11 protein-coding genes are annotated in these 15,601 nt (G+C 65.1%); 5 read left to right on the forward strand and 6 right to left on the reverse strand.

The window, feature by feature from the left end; all coding sequences use genetic code 11:
• Positions 1-43 precede the first annotated feature (43 nt).
• Entirely contained in the window at positions 44-745 is a 702-nt protein-coding gene (locus tag Q0877_RS11980) for a GntR family transcriptional regulator (protein ID WP_299168091.1), read from the reverse strand.
• A 51-nt stretch (positions 746-796) separates the two neighbouring features.
• Between Q0877_RS11980 and Q0877_RS11985 the strand changes: the two genes are divergently transcribed.
• Positions 797-3,760 carry an FAD-binding and (Fe-S)-binding domain-containing protein gene (locus Q0877_RS11985; RefSeq protein WP_299168093.1) on the forward strand — a complete coding sequence of 988 codons (2,964 nt, stop codon included), beginning with the start codon at positions 797-799 and terminating at the stop codon, positions 3,758-3,760.
• Positions 3,761-3,942: 182 nt separating this feature from the next.
• On the opposite strand, the gene Q0877_RS11990 is transcribed toward Q0877_RS11985, so the two are convergent.
• The 5 genes from Q0877_RS11990 to Q0877_RS12010 all read right to left on the reverse strand — a co-directional run bounded on the left by Q0877_RS11990 (position 3,943) and on the right by Q0877_RS12010 (position 9,710).
• Positions 3,943-4,494, reverse strand: a complete 552-nt coding sequence (locus tag Q0877_RS11990; protein ID WP_299168095.1) for a gluconokinase — start codon at positions 4,492-4,494, stop codon at positions 3,943-3,945.
• Positions 4,491-5,720, reverse strand: coding sequence for a D-mannonate dehydratase ManD (gene manD, locus Q0877_RS11995; RefSeq protein ID WP_299168097.1), 1,230 nt, complete (start codon positions 5,718-5,720; stop codon positions 4,491-4,493). The genes Q0877_RS11990 and manD overlap by 4 nt, the downstream gene beginning before the upstream one ends.
• A 76-nt stretch (positions 5,721-5,796) precedes the next feature.
• On the reverse strand, positions 5,797-7,221 hold the full coding sequence (locus Q0877_RS12000) for a mannitol dehydrogenase family protein (RefSeq protein WP_299168100.1): 1,425 nt from the start codon (positions 7,219-7,221) through the stop codon (positions 5,797-5,799).
• Positions 7,218-8,633 carry a glucuronate isomerase gene (uxaC, locus tag Q0877_RS12005; protein WP_299168103.1) on the reverse strand — a complete coding sequence of 472 codons (1,416 nt, stop codon included), beginning with the start codon at positions 8,631-8,633 and terminating at the stop codon, positions 7,218-7,220. Before uxaC ends, Q0877_RS12000 begins: the two co-directional genes overlap by 4 nt.
• Positions 8,634-8,702: 69 nt before the next feature.
• A complete protein-coding gene (locus tag Q0877_RS12010; RefSeq protein ID WP_299168105.1) occupies positions 8,703-9,710 on the reverse strand; it encodes a LacI family DNA-binding transcriptional regulator in 1,008 nt (335 codons plus the stop codon).
• Between the two features lie 141 nt (positions 9,711-9,851).
• Between Q0877_RS12010 and Q0877_RS12015 the strand changes: the two genes are divergently transcribed.
• The 4 genes from Q0877_RS12015 (at position 9,852) to Q0877_RS12030 (ending at position 15,461) form a co-directional block, all read left to right on the forward strand.
• Positions 9,852-10,862, forward strand: a complete 1,011-nt coding sequence (locus Q0877_RS12015) for a TRAP transporter substrate-binding protein (RefSeq protein WP_299168107.1) — start codon at positions 9,852-9,854, stop codon at positions 10,860-10,862.
• Positions 10,863-10,874: 12 nt separating this feature from the next.
• Positions 10,875-11,507: a TRAP transporter small permease gene (locus tag Q0877_RS12020; RefSeq protein WP_299168110.1), complete on the forward strand. Its 633-nt coding sequence runs from the start codon at positions 10,875-10,877 to the stop codon at positions 11,505-11,507.
• A gap of 7 nt (positions 11,508-11,514) precedes the next feature.
• Positions 11,515-12,825 (forward strand): TRAP transporter large permease, encoded by a 1,311-nt coding sequence (locus Q0877_RS12025; protein WP_299168112.1) that lies wholly within the window; start codon positions 11,515-11,517, stop codon positions 12,823-12,825.
• 263 nt (positions 12,826-13,088) lie between these two features.
• Entirely contained in the window at positions 13,089-15,461 is a 2,373-nt protein-coding gene (locus tag Q0877_RS12030) for a glycoside hydrolase family 3 N-terminal domain-containing protein (protein WP_299168114.1), read from the forward strand.
• Positions 15,462-15,601 lie beyond the last annotated feature (140 nt).

Genomic DNA, 15,601 nt, shown 5'->3' on the forward strand with positions numbered 1-15,601 from the left:
CTACCCGTGCACCCGGTGCAGGCGCCATCACTGGTGGCGCCGCTCAGCCGACGTAGTCCTCCCAGAGGCGGTCGACGTCGTCGTTCCCGGTTGCCGCTCCGCGCAGCAGGAGCTTCCCCGTCGATTCAAGGTGGCGGCGCATCGCCTCGGCGGCGGCGGAGGCGTCACCGTGTTCGACGGCGGTCAGGATCGGCAGGTGCTCGGCGTAGACGTCATCGAGTGAGCGGGACGTGCGGATGGTGGACATGCCGATGAGGCGGGTGGCGTCGCGCAGGTTCTCGATGATGCGGATGGTGTGGCTGTTGCTTGCAAGGTTGAGCAGGAGGCCGTGGAGGCGCTGGTCGTGCAGGAGGAAGGCGCCCTCATCGCCGTCGCGCACGGCCTGCTGCATTGCCTCGCGTTCCTGCTCCAGAGCCTCCCGGTCTTCGGGGGCGGCACGCCGCGCCGCCTGCGCCGCTGCCGGAACCTCAAGGGCCACCCGGACCGCCATGATCTCTGCCAGTTCGCGCGCACCCGGAAGGACGACGCGGAAGCCGCGGTTCTTCTCGATGGCCACCATCCCGGTCTCGGCCAGCCGGAGCAGCGCCTCGCGGACGGGGCTGCGGGACACGCTCAACCTGTCCGCCAGCTGATACACCGAGTACAGCTCGCCGGGTACAAACGTGCCGTTCCGGATGCCGTCCCGCACCGCTTCGATGGTGCGCTCGGTCAGCGACGGCGGGCGCGGCGTCTGGGCAGGAGGCATAAGCCAAGCGTAGCCGCGGATCGGACTTTTGCGGCATGTAACATGTTACCCATGGCGACGACGCTCACAGCTCCCCGATCCCTTGTCTCTGAACTGCAGTCCCGCGGTGTCGGGGATGCCCGGGCCGACGCAACCTCCCGCGCCGTCTATTCCAGCGACGCGTCGCTCTACCGGATCCAGCCAGCCGCCGTCGTCTTTCCACGGCACCTTGACGAGGTCCTCACCACCCTTGAGGTGTGCCGGGAACGCGGCATCCCGTTCACCTCGCGCGGCGCCGGTACGTCCCTTGCAGGAAACTCGATTGGCCGCGGGGTGGTCATCGATTTCAGCCGCCACCTGAACCGCGTTCTGGAGTTCGACGCCGAGAGCCGGACCGCCGTCGTCGAACCCGGCGCAGTCCACGCCACCCTGCAGAAGGTGGCGCTTGCCAGCGGGCTGCGCTTCGGGCCCGATCCGTCGACGCATACCCGCTGCACGGTGGGCGGAATGATCGGCAACAACGCCTGTGGATCGCGGGCCCTCGCCTACGGGCGCACTGCCGACAACGTGACGCACCTCGACGTGATGACCGGCGCCGGAACCCGGCTGCGGCTGGGGGCGGGGGAGGCGCCGTCGTCGCCCGAAACCGACGCGCTGCGCTCGCTGGTGAGCGCCAATCTGGGGACAATCCGCACAGAGCTGGGCCGCTTCGGCCGGCAGGTGTCCGGCTACTCGCTGGAGCATCTCCTCCCGGAGCGGGGGTTCGACCTGCGGCGGATGCTGGTGGGCAGCGAGGGGACGCTCGCCGTCGTGCTGGAAGCAGGTGTGCGGCTGGTCACCGATGCGCCGCACAAGACCATGGTGGTGCTCGGATTCGAGAACATCGGGGAGGCCGGCGACGCTGTGACCTCGGTCCTGCCGTTCAAGCCGACCGCATGTGAGGGGCTGGATTCACGCATTGTGGAGGTGGTGCGCTCGCGGAAGGGGCCGCAGGCCGTGCCGGAACTGCCTGGGGGAGCGGCGTGGTTGTTCGTGGAGATTTCGGGCGACGATGCGCTTGAGGTTGCAGATCGGGCTGCTGCAGTGAGCCGGGTCGACGCTGCCCGGCACTCCCGGATCATTACCAATCCTGCACAGGCTGCCGCGCTGTGGCGGATCCGCGAGGACGGCGGCGGACTGGCCGGCCGATCACCCGCGGGAGCGCCCGCGCATGCAGGGTGGGAGGACGCGGCCGTCCCGCCCGAGCGCCTCGGTGATTACCTGCGCGAATTCGACGAGCTTCTGCTCACCCACAACCTCACCGGCTTCCCGTTCGGCCACTTCGGCGACGGCTGCGTCCACGTACGCCTGGACTTTCCCTTCCAGCACGACGACGGCGCCGCCGCCTACCGCGCGTTCCTCACCGATGCGGCGCGACTGGTTGCTTCGTACGGCGGGTCCCTGTCCGGTGAGCACGGCGACGGGCGGGCGCGCAGCGAGCTCCTGCCCTTTATGTACACGCCGGCTGCCCTGTCGCTGTTCGGGAAGGTCAAGGGCATCTTTGACCCGGACAACATCCTGAACCCGGGGGTGCTCGTTGATCCCGAGCCGCTCGATGCGAACCTCCGCGTCGCCGAGGCGGGCCCGCTGCGTACCGGCCTGGCTTTCGGTTACGAGCACGACGACGGCGACTTCAGCCAGGCGGTCCACCGCTGTACCGGAGTGGGACAGTGCCGTGCCGCCCACCGGGATAACCAGACCGTGATGTGCCCGTCCTACATCGCAACGCTTGAAGAGAAGGACTCCACGCGGGGCCGCGCCCGGGCGCTGCAGGAGATGATCAACGGCAGCGTTGTCGGCGGGGCCGCGGCCGGCCATAAGCACGGCAAGCCGAACTGGCGGGCGCCGGAGGTCCACGAGGCGCTGGACCTGTGCCTGTCCTGCAAAGGCTGCGCCTCGGACTGCCCCACGGGAATCGACATGGCGTCCTACAAGGCCGAAGTGCTGCACCAGAGCTACAAGGGGCGGATCCGGCCGGCGTCGCACTATTCACTGGGCTGGCTGCCGCGGTGGGCGTCACTGGCCTCGGTTGCCCCGCGCCTGGTGAATGCATCGGTGGGCCTGCCGGGTCTGGGGAAGCTTGGGCTGCGGGTGGCAGGGGTGGACCAGCGGCGGAAAATTCCTGCCTTCGCGCCGCAGACCTTCCATAAGTGGTTCGAGTCGCGGCAGGCCTCCGGCGTGGAACAGGCTTCCGAATCCGGGCCAGCAACCGCATCGCTGGCTGTGTCCGACTCCCTGTCCGCGTCCGAACCCGCGTCTGCATCCTTGTCCGCGTCGGGAGCCCGGCCGCAGGTGCTTCTCTGGGCGGACTCGTTCACCAACAACTTCTCCCCCGAGGTGGGCAAGGCCGCCGTCCGGGTGCTCGAGGACGCAGGATATGACGTCCGGATCGCCGCGAAGCCCGTGTGCTGCGGGCTGACCTGGATTTCAACGGGGCAGCTCGACAGCGCACGGAAGATTCTGCGCTCATCCGTGGAGACGTTGAAGGAGTATGCCGAACAGGGGATTCCCATTGTGGGCCTTGAGCCCTCGTGTACCGGGGTGCTGCGGTCGGACTCGATCGAGCTGCTGGGCCGGGCTGAGGCAGGGCCGGTTGCGGGTGCCACTCACACGCTGGCCGAGCTGTTGGCGAAGACGCCGGGCTATGAGCCGCCGTCGCTGGAGGGAACCACCGTCGTCGCGCAGCCGCACTGCCATCACCACGCAGTGATGGGCTGGAGCCCGGACGCGGCGCTGTTGGAAGGCGCGGGCGCCACGCTGCAGAAACTTGGCGGCTGCTGCGGCCTCGCGGGCAACTTCGGCGTGGAACGCGGCCACTACGAGGTGTCCGTTGCGGTGGCTGAGCAGCAGCTGTTGCCGGCGGTCCGTGCGGCGGCGGAGGACGCCGTCGTACTTGCTGACGGCTACTCCTGCCGCACCCAGCTGGAGGACCTCAGCGAGCGGAAGGGTATCCACCTGGCGCAGCTGCTTGATCCCGGCGAAGTAGCTCCCGGGTGAGGCGGCTCGCGGCGAAGTAGCGCGGCGTGAGCAAACCGGAGTTTTCAGAGCAAAATTCTGCTCTACGAAGACCGAATTGCTCCCGTGCTCGTCCGGATTGCTCGCCAGCTCGCCCGGTTTGCTCCCGAGCCCGTCCGGTTTGCTCCCGAGCCCGTCCGCTTTGCTCGTGAGACCAGGCGGCGTCAGGCCGAGCGTGCGCTCACGGGATGCCCCGCGAGCCAGCGCCCGGCCTGAGCGGCGAGTTCGATCGGCGTCTCGGCAATATCAAGTACGACGCCGGCCTCATCCGCCTGCAGCGGCTCAAGCGTCTGCAGCTGCGAGGCCAGGAGCGACGTCGGCATGAAGTGCCCAGGCCGGGCCGCCATCCGTGCGGCGAGCAGTTCCGCGGTGCCATGCAGGTGCACGAAGCGCGCATCTGCAGCGCCGGCCCGGATCAGGTCCCGGTAGGAACGCTTCAGCGCACTGCACGCGATGACGAGCGGCTTGCCTCCGGCCGCAGCGAACCGCCGCCCGATCTCCTCGAGCCACGGTTGCCGGTCGGCGTCGTTCAACGGGATTCCGGCAGCCATCTTTTCGACGTTGGACGCCGGGTGCAACGAATCCCCATCGAGGAACTCCGCTCCCAGCGAGGCCGCAAGGAGCGCTCCGACCGTGCTCTTGCCACAGCCGGAGACACCCATGACGACGACGTGATGCACGTTTACCAGCGGTGCTCCCGTCAGCCCTGCGCTCACCAGTCGTGCACCGTACCGTCGGAGAGACGGTTGTAGGGCAGGTACGCCTGCTGGTACGGGAACGAGGCCGCGGCCTCCTCATTCAGCTCGACGCCGAGGCCGGGCTTGTCGCCCGGGTGCAGGAAGCCGTCGGTGAAGGTCATGGACTGCTCGAAGACGGTATTCGTCTTCTCGCTGTGCTCCATGTACTCCTGAATGCCGAAGTTGTGGATGGCCAGGCCGACGTGGGTCTGTGCTGCCAGGCCGACGGGGGAGACGTCGGTGGGGCCGTGGAAGCCCGACTTGATCTGGTACTGCGCCGCGTAATCCATGACCTTCTTCAACGGCGAAATTCCGCCGAAGTGGGTGGATGCCGCGCGCACGTAGTCGATGAGCTGCTCGCGGATGAGAGTCTGGAAATCAAAGACGGTGTTGAAGATTTCGCCGACTGCCAGGGGAGTGGTGGTGTGCTGGCGGATCAGCCGGAACGAGTCCTGGTTCTCGGCAGGAGTGACGTCCTCAAGCCAGAACAGGTCATACGGCTCCAATGACTTGCCGAGCTTCGCAGCCTGGATCGGCGTCATGCGGTGATGGCCGTCGTGCAGCAGCGGAAGCTCGGGGCCGAACTCGTTCCTGACAGCCTCGAACACGGTGGGGATGTGTCGGAGGTACGCCCTGGTGTCCCAGTCCTCCTCGGTGGGCTGGGCGCCGCGGCCGGCGGGCTCGAAGTCGTAGCGTTCGCCGGTTGCCTGCGCCTGTGCAGCCACGCCGTAGAGGGCCTTGATGCCGGGAACCGACGTCTGCACGCGGATGGACTTGTAACCCTCGTCGAGGTGCTTGCGGATGGAGTCGAACAGTTCCGGCAGGTCGCGGCCGGATGCATGGCCGTACGTGCGCAGCGCAGTCCGCGATGCCCCTCCGAGCAGCTGGTACACCGGCATGCCGGCGGCCTTGCCCTTGATATCCCACAGAGCCATGTCGACGGCGGCAATCGCGGCCATGGTCACGGGACCGCGGCGCCAGTACGCACTGCGGTAGAGAAACTGCCAGGTGTCCTCGATACGGTGCGGATCCTTGTTGATCAGGAGCTGCGTGACGTGCTCTTTGAGGTAGGTGGCGACAGCCAGCTCGCGTCCGTTGAGGGTGGCGTCGCCGAGCCCGGTGATCCCCTCATCCGTGGTGATCTTGAGCGTGACAAAGTTCCTGCTCGGGCTGGTGACAATGACTTCCGCGGCAACAATTTTCATGGGTGTTCCTTTCGAATGAGTAGCAAGGGGATGCGCTCGCCGGAGCGTGCGGGAGGGAATGCTTCAGCGGGAGCTGTTACCAGCTGCCCCGGAGATTGTGGACAAGGTCGACGACGGCGGCATCTGCTCCGAGGTCGGCGTTCAGTACCGTGACCAGGGCCGTGGTGAGGTCGGCGCCCGCGAGTTCCAGAAGTCCGACGAGACGATCGGCTTCAGCGTCGGCCGGCCTCGCGCCGTCGTCGTGCCGGCGGGCCAGGAAGTCAACCCACGCGGCGATCGCGCGGGCAGCGCCTTCACCGGTTCGGCCCGCGGAACGCTCGGCGAGCAATACCGGCACAGCCCGCATCCGGAGCTTGGTGGAGCCGTCGGCGCCGATCTGTTCGAGCAGGTGCTCGATCCGCGCGTTGCGGAAGCGGCTCAGCAGGGCTGCCCGGTAGGCCGGAACGTCGAGTCCCGGCTGGTTCAGGTGCGCCGCGGCTTCGTTCCAGAACGCCTCGAGGTCTGCTGTGCAGGAGGAGTCGCCCACGGCATCGGCCACAGTGCGCAGTCCGCGCAGCTGTCCGGCGTACGCAAGCAGTGAGTGGGCGCCGTTGAGCAGCCAGAGCTTGCGCTGTTCAAAGGGCGCAATGTCATCGACAAAGACCGCCCCGGCTTTTTCCCACGCCGGGCGCCCCGCGGGGAAGTTCCCGCTGAGGACCCAGTTGGAGAAGGGCTCGGTGGTCACCGGGGCGGCGTCGTCGAACCCGGTGGCCTTGCGGACGGCTGCGATGTCGGCGTCCGTGGTGCGCGGGGTGATGCGATCCACCGAGGTGTCGACGAAAGACACGTTGCCGGCGATCCAGGTGGCCAGCTCGTCGGCCACCAGTGCGGCAAGGCCCTGGATGGCCTCGCGGGCCGCTGCGCCGTTTGAGGCCAGGTTGTCGCAGGAGACCACGGCGATCGGACCAGCGTTCGCGCGGCGGCGCGCATCGAGCCCGAGCAGCACACGCGCGCCCATCGTTGCCAGCTGTGGATAACCGTCGCTCGCAGCGAGGCTGCTCTCGGGTGTCCACACGCGCTGCAGGGCAGCTGCATCGGCAGCGACAACGTCGGACGAGGTGTTCAGGCGACCGTCCGCGCCGAGATGGTAGGCCGGTTCGGTGACGGTGATGGTCAGCACCGCCGTGTCCGGCGCTGACAGCAGCTTCGTGAGCTGGGCGAGGTCCGCGCCGTCGTACGCTGCACTGATGCTTTCCACGATGCTGAATTCATCGCCGTCGTCGCCGCGCTCCACGAGGGTGTAGAGGCCGTCCTGGGCAGCGAGTGTTGCCGCTGCCTCGGGACTGCGGCCGGTGAACGCCGCGATGCCCCACTGGTGTTTCGGGTCAACCTGTCCGGTGTACCAGGCCTGGTGCGAGCGGTGGAATGCCCCGAGGCCGATGTGCACAATCCGCACGGGAGCAGCGGGCGGTAGGTCAGCGGTGGTTCGGTTCAGCGTCTTGGCTTCGTGCTGGACGGTCATAGCTTGAAGACCCGCCGCGGGGCGCCGTCAACGACGTCGACAATGAGTTCTTCTGCCCGCGCGGCAGTGATGCGGTGCTCGGCCACCATCCGTGCGAGGAAGGATGCTTCGATGCGGCGTGAGGCATCGTGGCGCGCGGGGATAGAGCAGAAAGCCCGGGTGTCGTCGATAAAACCCGATGAACGGGAGAAACCGGCCGTCTCCGTGATTGCCGACCGGAAACGGAGCATGGCGTCGGGGGCGTCAAGGAACCACCACGGTGCACCGATGTAGACGGACGGGTAGAAGCCTGCCAGTGGTGCCAGTTCCCTCGAGAAAACAGTCTCGTCGAGCGTGAAGAGGACCAGATGGAAGTCCGGTGCGGTGCCGAAGTCCTGGAGCAGTGGGCGGATCGCCTCGGTGTAGCTGACCGGGAACGGGATGTCGTGGCCGGTATCGCCGCCGAATTTCTCGAAGCTGGGCAGGTGGTGGTTGCGGTAGGAGCCCGGGTGGATGGTCATGACCAGCCCGTCCTGGACGGACATGCGCGCCATTTCGTACATCATGTGCGCTTCGAAAACGTCGCGGTCCTCGGCCGTCCATTCACCGCACCGAGCGCGGGTGAAGAGCTTCTCGGCGTCGGACCTATCCAGCTTGAGGGTCAGCGGCGTGCGTACGCCATGGTCGGCGGACACTGCGCCATGGTCAACGAAGTAGCGGCGTCGGTTCTCCATTGCGCGGATGTATCCGGAGTAGCCTGCTGCGCCGTCGCCGGCGACTCCGATCAGGCGGTCGACGTTCTCCACCCAGTTGGGATGGGCAATGTTGATGTACGCATCCGGGCGGAACGTGGGCACTACCCTGCCGCGGAAGCTGGAATCGGCGGCGATGGCAGCGTGGTGCTGCAGGTCATCGAGCGGGTCATCGGTGGTGGCAAGCACCTCGATGTTGAAGTCGGAGAAAAGCTGGCGCGGACGGAAAGCGGGTTCGCTCAGGCGGGACTGAAGAGCGTCAAACGTGCTGTCCGCCGTCGCCTCCGAAATTTCCTGGTCCAGCTTGAAGACGTGCTGGAACTCCGAGCGGAGCCAGTAGCCGGAGGCGGTGCCGTCGAACAGCGGCCATGCCTTGCAGAATTCGCGCCAGACGGACCGTGGATCGGCGCTGGTGACCGGCCCCTGGTTGAGTCGGTCGAGGGGAACTCCGCTGGCGTGGATCAGCCGGACGACGTAGTGGTCCGGGGTGACCAGCAGCGTTGCGGGGTCTGGGAAGGGTATGTCCTGGGCCAGCACGGCGGCGTCGACGTGGCCGTGCGGGGAGATGATGGGCAGGGAATCGACAAGGGCAAGCAGGTCCCGGGCGATTGCTCGCACTCCGGGTTCGGCCGGCAGGAGCCTGTCCGGCTCGGCTGCGAGGGAAGACAGTGAAGGAGGCATGCGCCTAATCGTTGCCAAGCCGAACCAGCGGGGTCAACGAGTTGCCATTTGTTGGCAACAAACGCGGGTCTATGTGGCCGCCGGTGCAGTGGAGTCGCGGACAATCAGCCGGGTGGGCAGGACCACCGGCTGGTTGGACCGGGACCGGGCTCCGGCCGCAAAGGCCAGCAGATTGTTCACGGCAGTTGCGCCGAGCGAGTACAGCGGTGCCTCGATCGTGGTCAGCGCGGGCGTGACCAGCGCAGCCCCGTAGCTGTTGTCGTGGCCGACTACGCTGACGTCTCCGGGCACGCTGAGGCCCCGCTGCTGCAGGGCACGGATGAAGCCGATGGCCATCTGGTCGTTGTACGCGATTACGCCGGGAGTCCGGTGGCGCAGCCACTCAGCCGCAACCTCTTCGCCTCCCCGGATGGTTGGCAGATGGGACCCGGTCCGGCGGACCGACAGCTCAAGTTCCAGAGCTGCTTCGCGCAGGGAGCGCCAGCGCATCCCGTCTGCCCAGGAGGCCTCGGGTCCGGCCAGGTAGGTGATGGAGCGATGTCCCATTTCCCCGAGGTGTTCGGCAGCGCGGCGGATTCCGCGGGGGTTGTCGGTCACTACGCTGGCTACGTCCTTGACGGCCCGGTTCATGACGATGAGTGGTTTCTGCTTGGCCATCATGCGGATAGCTGAGTCAGACATCCGTGAACTTGAAAGGACTATGCCGTCTACCGACGGTAGCGCCCGCTCGAGCGCCTGGCGTTCCTTGTGCTCGGATTCCTGGGTGTGGGCCAGCAGCATGGTGTAACCCGCTTCCGCCGCCGCAGCTTCAGCCCCGCGCACCATCTCCGCATACACCGGGTTCCGGATGTCAGCGATGACCAGGGCAATCATCGATGTGCGTTGTCCGCCGGGGTGCTGGATGCCGGCAACGTGGGCGGACCGGTAGCCCACCTCGATCGCCGCGGCGAAGATTTTCTGCGCTGTGTGGTGGCTCACCCGACCCGGGCGGGCGAAGGCACGCGAGACGGTCGACGCCGATACCCCGGCAACGCGGGCGACATCGTAGATCGAGGGCAGACCTCGCGAATCGGGCATGATGACCTCCGCCCCCACCATAAACCCGGCCAAGGCAACTATTGGCAACTGTTTGAACGTTGAAGCACTTTCTTGGCTCTATTGAGAGAGCACCAAAGCGCCACCAACGATGTTCGCGATTGCGGCAGGAAAAGGTAGACCATGAACTTTAAGAGGAACTTCGCAGTACTCGGATCAGCAGCGGCAATGATGCTCGCGCTGTCAGCCTGCGGCGGCGGGGCAGGATCCGCCGGCGGTGATTCGCAGACGCTGCGTCTCGCCCTGAACCAAACCGAAACCCATCCCTCCTACATCGCCCTGGACAACCTGGGCACCAACGTCGAGGAAAGCACCGGGGGCCGGGTGAGCGTGGAAGTCTACGCAAACGAGACTCTCGGCGCGCAGCAGGAAGCAATTCAGCTGGTGAGTGACGGCACGATCGACATGGCAGTCGTCTCGGGAACCCAGCTGGAGAACCTGAACCCTGACTTCCAGGTCTTCAACCTCCCCGGTGTCTTCGACAGTGTTGAGCACCAGATGGGCGTCATCGGCGACGATGCAGTAGTAGGCGAGCTCTACACGTCCCTTGAGGACCAGAACCTCACCGTTCTCGGAGGTTTCACCCAGGGCACCCGCAGCATCTACAACACCGCCGGCCCCGTCAACACACCGGAGGACCTCGCGGGCAAAAAGGTCCGCGTCCAGGAATCCGACGTGCAGATGACCATGATCGAACTGATGGGCGGAGCTCCCACGCCCATGGCGTTCGGCGAGGTCTACACTGCGCTGCAGTCCGGCGTCATCGACGGCGCTGAGAACAACGAGATCTCCTACCTCACCCAGAAGCACAACGAGGTCGCCAAGTACTTCTCCAACACCAACCACCTGGTGGGCCTTGACTACGTGGTCATCAATACCGCCGCCTTTGAGGCCATGACGGAAGAGGACCGCGCGGCATTCGAGGAGCAGTGGGCTGCCGCCGTCGAGGAACACACCACGCTGTGGCTGGATGAAACCGAAAAGGCGCACGCGGACCTGGAAGCGAGCGGCACCGAGTTCAACGATGTCGACGCCGAAGCCTTCGATGCGGCACTGGAACCCCTGATCGAGGAATTCATCGACACCGAGGTGGAACAGACAATCTACGACGCCGCTCGTGCAGCAGCAGAGTAATCAATGGAAAACGTGAGCAGCGATCAGCCAGAAGGAACGGGCGACGATCGGTCAATCACTCCGGATCCGGAATCGGGTCAAGCTGCCGGTGGGGCGAGCAACACTCGCCCTACCGGGGGGCCGGTGGTAGCAGCCCTGGAGGTCACGCGACGGCTGATCGACCGCGTGCTGGCAGCGTTGTGCATCGCGATTTTCGCCGCGTTGGTCATCGTCGTTGCCTGGCAGGTGTTTTCGCGCCAGGTGCTCGGTGCGCCGGCCACGTGGACTGAGGAATCAGCCCGCTACGTCTTCGTTGTCCTGGCGCTGCTCGGTGCCGCGCTGGTTTTTTCGGAGCGCGGACACATCGCCGTTGAACTTTTGGTTAACAAATTTGCGACACCCGTGCAGAAAATTGTCGCCCTCGCCGTCGAGGGTTCGATTATCTTCTTCGCCGGATTCGTCATGATCTATGGCGGGCTGGCCGTGGCAGCGAACGCCTGGACCCAGAACATCTCCACCATGCCGGTCAGCGTCGGTCAGGTCTATTTGATCCTGCCGGTTGTCGGCGCGCTGATTATCTTCTTCGCCCTGTGCCACATCGTGGGGATGTTTGCGGGCACCGAGAAGCCCGTGCCGGAAATCGACGAAAACAACCAAGGCATCTGAGGTCATTATGGAACCCGTTATTCTTGCCTCAATTGTCCTCATAGGTGGCTTTATCCTGGCACTCGCTCTCGGTGCTCCGGTGGCTGTTGCGATGGGCGTCCCATCAGCCCTGGCCATCGTTGTCCTGCTTGGTTGGGATTCAGGCGCCCTAACATCCGCCCAACGCCTATTCACAGCGAGCAACTCGTTTGCACTGCTTGCGATTCCCTTCTTCATCCTTGCCGGCGGCTTGATGAACACCGGAGGAATTGCGCAACGCCTCATCGATCTGGCGCAGGTAATAGCAGGGCGTGTGCCCGCTTCCCTGGCGCAGACAACCGTTGTATCCAACGCCATGTTCGGCGCGGTATCCGGGGCGTCGGTTGCATCGGCCGCCGCCGTGGGCTCTGTGCTCTCGCCTCCGATGAAGAAGGCCGGCTACGACCCTGCCTTCTCAGCTGCAGTCAACGCGGCAGCTTCTCCTGCAGGAATGCTGATTCCGCCGAGCAACACCTTTATCGTCTACTCGCTCGTTTCGAGCACCTCGGTTGCGGCCCTGTTCATGGCCGGGATCGGCCCAGGTCTGTTATGGGCGCTGGTATGCATGGCCATGGTTGCGCTCTATGCACGCAAGCGCCCAGAGCTTCGCGGAGGGCAACACGTTACTTTGCGCCAAGCCGGCATTGTGCTGGTGCGCGCCGTTCCCGCTCTGCTGATGATCGTCATAGTTATCGGCGGCATCCTTAGCGGGATCTTCACCGCTACGGAGTCATCGGTCATCGCAGTACTGTACTCCCTGGTCCTGGGCCTGATACAGAAGACATTGCCTGTGCGCGCGTTGCCCTCCATTACCCTCGAGGCGGCGAAGACAACGGCCATCGTCATGCTGCTCATCGGTGTATCAGGCATTCTCGCCTGGGTGATGTCTTTCGCCCGGGTGCCTGTACTCGTGGCTGACGCGCTCCTGGGGTTGACCGACAATACCGTTGTCATCCTCATCCTGATCATGATTATTCTGCTCCTGGTGGGCACCGTGATGGACCCGACCCCGGCAATCCTGATCTTCACGCCGATTTTCCTGCCGATCGTTGTTCAACTCGGAGTCGATCCCATCCACTTCGGCGCAATGATGGTGTTCAACATGTGCCTGGGGAACATCTCTCCTCCGGTCGGTAACAACCTCTTCGTAGCCGCCCGAGTAGCAGGTGTGCGCATTGAACCAATGATCAGCCGCATCATGCCCTTTTTCTGGGCCCTGACCGCCGCGCTCTTCATTGTCGCCTTCGTCCCCCAGCTATCCATGTGGCTACCGACGATCATGGGACTGACAACGCCGTAACGGGCACGTCAGTCAACACGGCGTACGAGCGCCGGAGAGTGTGCACGTTCGTGGGGACATCCCCACGATCCTGCAGCTCTCCGGCGCTTTTGCGCGTCCGGACACCCCTCTGCTCTCTGCAACTTTCGGCAACAGGAGCAACTTGTGGCAACTCCTGCCGCAACCGAGAGGCGACCGGTGAGAGTTGAAGCGGCGCCCCGCACCTGTCCCTGTCTGTGTCCGGGGCGCCGATCATCATTCCCACACTCGATGGAGAGCACGAGATGACCCGTTTATTCCGACGAATGTCTGCGCGCCGGCGCCTTGCCGCGGCGGTCGCACTACCCCTGACCCTTACGCTGGGGGTGACCGCCGGAGCTCTGCCGCTTCAGGCGAAGTCCCCGGAAAGGACGCCAGCAGCTGTGAACAAGAACGAAGGCAACCACGGCAAGCCGCCGGTGCTCGATGCGCGCGTCAAGAACACCATCAAGGTCAAGGGCCGCACCTTCAAGGACCTCAACGCCAACGGCACCCTTGACCCGTATGAGGACTGGCGCCTGTCCGCCGGGGAGCGCACCGCGAACCTCGTATCACTGATGACGCTCGAGGAGAAGGCCGGCCTCATGCTGATCGACACCCTCAATGCAGCGTGCGACGTCGACACCCAGACCCGCGGCACGCTGGACCCCGCGGCAACCGACTACATCAACAACCAGCAGATGCACCGGTTCATCTTCCGCAACACAGTGACCAGCGAGGACAAGGCCGTCTGCGGCGGTCCCGGCGGCGGCTTCGCAGCCAGCACGTCACTGACGCCGCAGGAAGCCGCGACCTACATGAACACCATCCAGGAGCTGGGCGAGGCAACCCGACTGGGCATCCCGATGCTGTACAAGTCCAACGCCCGCAACCACATCGACCCGAATGCGCGCGCCGGGATCAACGAATCCGCCGGCGCCTTCACCTCCTTCCCGAAGGAAGCGGGCATTGCCGCGGCAGCCCTCGGCGAGGAAGCTAAGCGGACCGGCGAGGATCCCACCACCGGTGACATGTCCGTCGTCGACGATTTCGCCACCGTCATGGGCGAGGAATGGAAGTCCATCGGGCTGCGCGGGATGTACGGCTACATGGCGGATCTTTCCACGGAGCCGCGCTGGTACCGCGCGCATGAAACGTTCACCGAGGACGCTGACCTCAACTCGAACATCATGACCCAGCTGGTGGAAACCCTGCAGGGCCCGGTCGACGACGACGGCAACTCCCTCAGTCCCGATACCTCCGTAGCGCTGACGATGAAGCACTTCCCGGGCGGTGGTCCGCAGGAGCTCGGCCTCGACGCGCACTACTCCTTCGGCAAGACCCAGGTGTACCCGGGCGGCGGCTTCGGCTACCACCTGCAACCCTTCGAGGCAGCCATCAACGCGGGCGTCTCGTCGATCATGCCGTACTACGGTGCGCCGGTGAACGTCACGCATGACGGCGTCACCTACGACCAGACTGGCATGGCGTTCTCCAACCAGATCGTCAATGACCTGCTCCGCGGCAAGCTGGGCTTCAAGGGTTACGTCAACTCTGACACCGGCATCATCAACGACCGCGCTTGGGGACTTGAGGACAAGACAGTCCCCGAGCGTGTGGCAGCGGCGATTAACGGCGGAACCGACACCCTCTCGGGCTTCCACGACGTCAAGACCATCACCGACCTCGTGGACAGCGGACTCGTCAGCGAGGAGCGCGTCACCCTGGCCGCGAGCCGGCTGCTCGAGCCGATGTTCAGCATGGGGCTGTTCGAGAACCCGTACGTTGACGCGGAGGCGGCGGGCGCCGTCGTCGGGAGTGCGGAGCACCGCGAGGTGGGGCTGGATCTGCAGCGCAAGTCGGCAGTGCTGCTTCAGAACAGGGAGACAGACAACGGCAAGACTCTGCCGCTCAAGGCCGGGTCGGACGTCTACATCCTCGGTGACTTCACTCAGAAGACCGTCGAGAGTTACGGCTACAACGTCACCAACGGCAACGTGGAGAACCCCGCAGACCGTCCCAGCGCTGCCGACAGTGACTACGCGTTGATCTCGGTGACCGTGAACAACGCGAACACGTCCTCCTACGTCAGCAACAGCCCGACGTCGGGCATGAACCCCGAGCACATCAACCCGGTGACGCTGGAAGGCGTGGAGGGTCTCGACGGGAAGAGCCCCTACGGTGCGGCGGATGCGTGCGTTACCCAGGACGCGGCGTCGTGCACGGACAACGGGCTGCGCTTCGGTGGCTCACTGCCATGGGAGTCCAGCATCCTGGACTTCACGTCCATGGCTGAGTCCGAATCCTGGAAGATCACACCGTCACTGGACACGATCAAGCAGGTCATGAGCGAGATCGAGGATCCTTCGAAGGTGGTGCTGCACGTGTACTTCCGCCAGCCCTTCGTTCTGGATGAGGCCAGCGGGCTCCGCGATGCCGGTGCCATTGTTGCCGGGTTCGGCATGAGCGACACGGCTCTTCTGGACGTCCTCTCGGGCAAGGTTGCACCTCAGGGCCGGATGCCGTTTGCGCTCGCCGGTACCGCTGAGGCGATCCGCGAGCAGTACAGCGACTTGCCGGGCTATAAGGAGACCACTGACGGCGAGCTGTTCCCCTTCGGGTTCGGCCTGACGTACTAGTTACTCCTGCAGGATCGGAACGTGCGCACCCCGCGTTGATTTGGCAGGACACACCCCTTATGCGCGCGGCAAAGTCATATGGTCGAAGCAACGCTCTGATTGATGGAGCGTTTGATGGTCAAGTTGTTTCCTGTGAATGC

The organism is uncultured Arthrobacter sp. (assembly GCF_947495145.1).
Classification (GTDB): domain Bacteria; phylum Actinomycetota; class Actinomycetes; order Actinomycetales; family Micrococcaceae; genus Arthrobacter_D.

Coding starts and splice junctions, on each gene's coding strand:
- Q0877_RS12015 (WP_299168107.1), top strand. CDS start 9,852: ATGAACTTTAAGAGGAACTTCGCAGTACTCGGATCAGCAGCGGCAATG.
- manD (WP_299168097.1), bottom strand. CDS start 5,720: ATGAAAATTGTTGCCGCGGAAGTCATTGTCACCAGCCCGAGCAGGAAC.
- Q0877_RS11985 (WP_299168093.1), top strand. CDS start 797: ATGGCGACGACGCTCACAGCTCCCCGATCCCTTGTCTCTGAACTGCAG.
- Q0877_RS12030 (WP_299168114.1), top strand. CDS start 13,089: ATGACCCGTTTATTCCGACGAATGTCTGCGCGCCGGCGCCTTGCCGCG.
- Q0877_RS12010 (WP_299168105.1), bottom strand. CDS start 9,710: ATGCCCGATTCGCGAGGTCTGCCCTCGATCTACGATGTCGCCCGCGTT.
- Q0877_RS12025 (WP_299168112.1), top strand. CDS start 11,515: ATGGAACCCGTTATTCTTGCCTCAATTGTCCTCATAGGTGGCTTTATC.
- uxaC (WP_299168103.1), bottom strand. CDS start 8,633: ATGCCTCCTTCACTGTCTTCCCTCGCAGCCGAGCCGGACAGGCTCCTG.
- Q0877_RS11980 (WP_299168091.1), bottom strand. CDS start 745: ATGCCTCCTGCCCAGACGCCGCGCCCGCCGTCGCTGACCGAGCGCACC.
- Q0877_RS12000 (WP_299168100.1), bottom strand. CDS start 7,221: ATGACCGTCCAGCACGAAGCCAAGACGCTGAACCGAACCACCGCTGAC.